We start from the raw sequence: 5,278 nt of genomic DNA on the forward strand, positions 1-5,278 counted from the left end.
TCAGCCAGCTCGAAAGCCGGGTGCTGCAATCGACGCTCGAACGCACCACCATCTCGCGCGACACCAACAAGGCCGTCGCCTTCCACCAGACCTTCGGCGACCGGCTCGCCGACACGATCGCCCGCATCGGTGGGTCATGGTCCTTCATCCTGACCTTCATCGCCTTTCTGATCCTGTGGACATCAGCCAATGTCTGGCTGCTGTCGCGTGACGCCTTCGATCCCTACCCGTTCATCTTCCTCAATCTCGTTCTGTCGATGGTCGCCGCCTTGCAGGCGCCGGTGATCATGATGGCGCAGAACCGCCAGACCGAACGCGACCGCATCGACGCCGCCCACGATTACGAGGTCAACCTGAAAGCCGAGATCGAGATCATGGCGCTGCATGAAAAGCTGGATGAACTGCGCCACGGCCAGATTCTCGGTATGCGCGACGAGATCGTGCAACTGACCGAAATGATCAAGCGGATCGACGAAAGGCTGTCTTCGCAGCAGTCGGCTTCATGACCGACGCGATCCATCATTTCATCGAACAATACGGGCTGCTCGCGGTCTTTATCGGCTGTGTCGCGGAGGGCGAAAGTGCCGCCATTCTTGGCGGTTTCTTCGCCCACCAGCAGGTCTTCGTCCTGTGGCACGCGGTTCTTGCGGCGGCGCTCGGCGCCTTCGTCGGCGATACTTTCTTCTTCATCCTCGGACGAAGCTTCGCCGACCATCCCTATGTCGTCAGATTGCGCAAACGGCCCGGCTTCCGCCGCGCCTTTCGGCTGCTCAACACCCATCCCGACATTTTCGTGCTGTCCAACCGCTATATCTACGGCATGCGCCTGGTCGGCGGCATTGCAGCCGGGCTTTCCAACATCGCCGCGCCGCGCTTCGTCATCCTCAACGCGCTTTCATCGGCGGTCTGGGCGGTGCTGTTCGGTACGATCGGTTATGTCTTTGGACTTGGCGCCGAGCACGTCATCGGCCAGGCGTTGATGCATCACGAACGGTTGCTGATCGGGCTTGGCATCGGCTTGACCGTGGCCGTTCTGGCATGGCTCGTCGCCCGTCACATCGCCAGCAAGGAACGCGCCAGGGAGGGCTGATCGTCAATCCACGCCGAGCGCCCGGTCCCCCCGATCGAGGATAAGCGGGATGATCAGGTCTTCCTCGTCGGCAAGATGCCTTGTCAGTATGGCGATCAGCCGGCTGTTTTCGTCGGCATAGGCGTCGGCGGCAAAGCGCTGTCTGTCTTCGCTCTCCTGAAGCGTCTTGATGAACGCATTGGCGGCTTCGGCATTACGCTCCAGCCCTTCATGGATGGTGTGATGGTCGGCATCGAGAATCTCGAAGCCGTGCTTCAAACGGGGCTCGGCCTTGGCGAAGACCGGAAAATATTGATAATCCTCGACGTTGTGGTGACCGTCGAGGTTGCCTAGAAAATGATTGAGGCGGGGCGCGAACCAGCGCGCGAAATCAGGCGCCGTCAGCCGTCCCTCACGGTAGTCGACGATGCCGTTGGCCAGCATGCCGCCAAGTTCGCGGAACATGTCGTGCCGCTGCAGCCACATATTGGCGATGCCGTGGATATTGGCATGATCCTGCCAGTTTTCACGCGGATATTTCTCGGCCAGCCAGCGCAGATCATCCGGCAGGCCCACGCGTTCGAGAAGCAGAAAATTGGCGGCCCTGGCCATGACAGTCTCCTTTGGTGACTGGCATATAGGCATCGAAAGGCTAGATCGGTACCCCGGTGATCCGCTCGATGATGGCGATGCCCCAGACGCCGGCGACGATGAGCACCGAAATCAGCACCGCCAGCGAACCGCAATCCTTGGCCAACTGGATGTCGACATTGAACTCGCGGCTGAAAGCGTCGCATGCCGCCTCGATGCCGGTGTTCAGCACTTCGACCATGATCAGGAGCAGCACGGCGCCGATCAGCAAGGCATAGCCGCGCCACGAGATCGAAACGAACCAGCCGAGCGGCAAGGCAAGCGCCAGCAGCATCAGCTCCTGCTGGAAAGCCTTCTCGCTGGTGGCCAGCTTGCGAAACGCCCGCACCGAATTGAAATAAGCATCGATCAGCCGCTGCATGCCAAACCCCTTTGCGAATCACCGGCACGGGATAATGCAATGGCTGGCCAGATCAATGGAATAAGGTGACTTGTCCAAGATTCATTCAGCAACCGGTATGGACGGTGTCGACTTTTCAAACTGTGGCAGCCCGTCGTCGATCGAATAATAGTCGCCCTTGTCACCGACGAAGATATGGCATTCGCCCTCAAGACCTGTCGGCTTGTCGAACGATCCCGCCATGACCGAAACGTAGTCCTGGTCTCGCGGCTTCCAGAACAGCACCGATCCGCATGCCTTGCAGAACCCACGCCTGGCGAAGGTAGAGGCTTCGTACCAGGTGATACTTTCCGTGCCTTCGATCACGATGTCGGCGTTGGCAACATTGGTCGCGGCATAGAAATGTCCGCTCTGCTTGCGGCATTGCGAGCAATGGCAATAGACGACGCCACGCAGCGCTCCGTTCGTTCTGAAGCGGACGGCTCCGCACAGACACGATCCCTGGTGACCATCACTCACGTCGATCCTCCTTGAAGAAAAGTGCCTGGCATCGCCTTCAGGATTCCAGCTTTGCGGCGCACGCACGCAAGCAAATGCGACATGTGCTGGCGTGGAGAATCCGAAATTCGGTTTCATTTTCAAGAGTGCGATGCGCGAATCGCGAATTCAAGCCGCCGCACCGGCGTTGTTTCCAACTGTTGGACGCACGGACTAAGGCTTTTACAGCCCGCAGACAGAGAAAACCCGCTGACCCTCTGCCAGTTAAGGAAACTTTAGCGACGGCGCATTTATGGTCACCTGCAAGCGAAGGCCGTGGGTGGGGACGCATCCCTTCGCAAGTTGTTCGAAGCGTCGGTCGCATTCCCCAGGGCTCGGCGACAAAGGAAACCGCGAATTCCGCGGAGGATCCGAGGGGAAGAACCAAGATGCAGCCGGCAGCTGTCCCGACCGAACGAAGCACCGACATCGCAGCCACTGTTGTCGCGACAATGCGCCAATTGGGCGTGCTCGGCCTGCCGCGCAATTACGAGATCTTCTATGAGGCCCTGAGCGGCACCAATCGTGAACTCAGCCTGGCCGTCGTCTCGCTGACCAGCCGGCCGACACAGGATGAACTTGATCAGATCGGGCGCACTTTCTTTGCCCACAACCATGGCCCTGGCATCGTCGAGCATGCCAGAGACGTCATTGCCAGGGAGCTCGAGGAGGTTGCTTCGCTGCTGCGGAGCGAGCGCAGCCACATCGAGAAATACGGCAGGATCCTCGATGAGACATCGAGCGGTCTCAGCGGCCGCAGCCTTCTCTCTCAGGATCTCCTGCAGAAGATCGCCAACGCCATGGCCGTTGCCACCAATTCGACGATCGATCACGGCCGGCAGGTGGCCTCGACGCTCAGCGACAAGACGGCCGAACTCGAAAGCGTCAAGTCGAAGCTTGAGGAGTACAAGCGCCTGGCTGACACCGATCCCTTGACGCATATCTGGAATCGGCGCGCCTTCGACAAGGAGATCACCAGGATCTACAACAGCAACAGGGGTATCCTGTTCAACGCCCTGGTTCTTGTCGACATCGACCGCTTCAAGGACATCAACGACCGCTATGGCCACCCGGTCGGCGACAAGATCATCCAGAGCATCGCCGATATTTTCCAGACCAGCATTCGCGGCGACATGTTTGTCGCCCGCACCGGCGGCGAGGAGTTCGCGCTGATCATCGAGGGCGCCAGCGAGGACGCCACCTATGACGTCGCAGAGCGTATTCGTGCCCTGATCGAGCAGACGCCGTTCACCAGCAGCCAGACCGGTACGAATTACGGCACCGTCACCGTCTCGATGGGTATCTGCATGGCGTCCGAAGCCGAAGGACCCGAAGATCTCTACACCAAGGCCGACCGGGCGCTCTATCGCTCCAAGGTCAGCGGCCGCAACCGGGTCACCAAGCACTCGACGATGGCAGGCCGGGCCGGCAAGAGCTGGCTGCTCTACAAGAAGGACTGACAGTCCCTGCCCGCTGGTGCCGGGAACACTGGACTAGCGCAGACATAAAAGGCGCCCGATTTCTCGGACGCCCTTTCATGGATCTTATTCGGACTGGCGCGAAAATCAGCCGTTGACCGCCTGCTTGTGCTGCACCGGGTGGCTCTTCTTCAACAGATCCGAGACCAGGAAGGCCAGTTCGATCGCCTGGTCGGCGTTAAGGCGCGGATCGCAATGGGTGTGGTAGCGGTCCTGCAATTCCTCGGCGGTGATGGCGCGCGCGCCACCGGTGCATTCGGTGACGTTCTTGCCGGTCATTTCGACATGGATGCCGCCCGGATGCGTGCCTTCGGCGCGGTGCACCTCGAAGAAGGTCTGCACCTCCTTGAGAATGCGGTCGAACGGCCGCGTCTTGTAGCCGGCGGCCTCGATCGTGTTGCCGTGCATCGGGTCCGACGACCACACCACGGAGCGGCCTTCCTTCTGCACCGCGCGCACCAGCTTCGGTAGATGATCGGCGACCTTGTCGGAACCGAAGCGGGCGATCAGCGTCAGCCGGCCGGGCTCGTTCTCGGGATTGAGCAGGTCGATCAGCTCCAGCAAGCCGTCCGGCGTCAGCGAAGGACCGCATTTCAGCCCGAGCGGGTTCTTGATCCCACGGCAATACTCGACATGCGCATGATCGGGCTGGCGGGTGCGGTCGCCGATCCAGATCATGTGGCCCGAGGTGGCATACCAGTCGCCAGAGGGCGAATCGACACGCGTCAGTGCCTCCTCGTAGCCGAGCCGCAGCGCCTCATGGCTGGTGTAGAAATCCGTCTCGCGCAGCGCGTAGTTGGTTTCCGAAGTGATGCCGACGGCCTTCATGAAGTCCATCGTCTCGGTGATGCGGTTGGCGAGAGACTCGTATTTTTCGCCCTGCGGGCTGTCGGACACGAAGCCGAGCATCCAGCGGTGCACGTTCTCCAGGCTGGCATAGCCGCCTTGCGCGAAGGCGCGCAGAAGGTTGAGCGTCGCCGCCGACTGGCGGTACGCCATCTCCTGGCGGGCGGGATCCGGAATGCGCGACTTCGGGTCGAATTCGATGCCGTTGATGATGTCGCCGCGATAGCTGGGCAGCGTCACCTCGCCCTTGGTCTCGTTGTCGGACGAACGCGGCTTGGCGAACTGGCCGGCAACGCGCCCAACCTTCACCACCGGCTGCGCGCCGGCGAAGGTGAGCACCACGGACATCTGCAGGAA

The 5,278-nt window shown here is 60.7% G+C and carries 7 protein-coding genes; 3 read left to right on the forward strand and 4 right to left on the reverse strand.

Annotated elements, in window-relative coordinates; translation table 11 throughout:
• Nucleotides 1-506, forward strand: a 506-nt coding sequence (locus tag EN749_RS30030) for a DUF1003 domain-containing protein (protein WP_145991056.1), incomplete at its 5' end; no start/stop codon positions are given.
• Nucleotides 503-1,090: a DedA family protein gene (locus tag EN749_RS30035; RefSeq protein ID WP_127268646.1), complete on the forward strand. Its 588-nt coding sequence runs from the start codon at nucleotides 503-505 to the stop codon at nucleotides 1,088-1,090. The genes EN749_RS30030 and EN749_RS30035, both read left to right, overlap by 4 nt.
• 3 nt (nucleotides 1,091-1,093) lie before the next feature.
• Here the strand turns inward: EN749_RS30035 and EN749_RS30040 are convergent, their stop codons facing one another.
• The 3 genes from EN749_RS30040 to EN749_RS30050 all read right to left on the reverse strand — a co-directional run bounded on the left by EN749_RS30040 (nucleotide 1,094) and on the right by EN749_RS30050 (nucleotide 2,579).
• On the reverse strand, nucleotides 1,094-1,681 hold the full coding sequence (locus EN749_RS30040) for a hemerythrin domain-containing protein (RefSeq protein WP_128364519.1): 588 nt from the start codon (nucleotides 1,679-1,681) through the stop codon (nucleotides 1,094-1,096).
• A 40-nt stretch (nucleotides 1,682-1,721) separates the two neighbouring features.
• Nucleotides 1,722-2,081: a diacylglycerol kinase gene (locus EN749_RS30045; RefSeq protein WP_127810531.1), complete on the reverse strand. Its 360-nt coding sequence runs from the start codon at nucleotides 2,079-2,081 to the stop codon at nucleotides 1,722-1,724.
• Nucleotides 2,082-2,162: 81 nt separating this feature from the next.
• A complete protein-coding gene (locus tag EN749_RS30050; protein WP_027036778.1) occupies nucleotides 2,163-2,579 on the reverse strand; it encodes a GFA family protein in 417 nt (138 codons plus the stop codon).
• A 407-nt stretch (nucleotides 2,580-2,986) separates the two neighbouring features.
• On the opposite strand from EN749_RS30050, the gene EN749_RS30055 reads away from it, so the two are divergent.
• Nucleotides 2,987-4,057, forward strand: a complete 1,071-nt coding sequence (locus EN749_RS30055) for a diguanylate cyclase (RefSeq protein WP_128364520.1) — start codon at nucleotides 2,987-2,989, stop codon at nucleotides 4,055-4,057.
• Nucleotides 4,058-4,162: 105 nt separating this feature from the next.
• Here the strand turns inward: EN749_RS30055 and EN749_RS30060 are convergent.
• The coding region (locus EN749_RS30060) for a 3-deoxy-7-phosphoheptulonate synthase class II (RefSeq protein ID WP_145991057.1) at nucleotides 4,163-5,278 on the reverse strand (1,116 nt) is incomplete at its 5' end.

It is taken from the genome of Mesorhizobium sp. M7A.F.Ca.ET.027.02.1.1 (assembly GCF_004022985.1).
GTDB lineage: Bacteria > Pseudomonadota > Alphaproteobacteria > Rhizobiales > Rhizobiaceae > Mesorhizobium.

Excerpts from the sequence above, each read along its gene's own strand:
- EN749_RS30035 (WP_127268646.1), top strand. The coding sequence starts at position 503 with ATGACCGACGCGATCCATCATTTCATCGAACAATACGGGCTGCTCGCG.
- EN749_RS30040 (WP_128364519.1), bottom strand. The coding sequence starts at position 1,681 with ATGGCCAGGGCCGCCAATTTTCTGCTTCTCGAACGCGTGGGCCTGCCG.
- EN749_RS30045 (WP_127810531.1), bottom strand. The coding sequence starts at position 2,081 with ATGCAGCGGCTGATCGATGCTTATTTCAATTCGGTGCGGGCGTTTCGC.
- EN749_RS30055 (WP_128364520.1), top strand. The coding sequence starts at position 2,987 with ATGCAGCCGGCAGCTGTCCCGACCGAACGAAGCACCGACATCGCAGCC.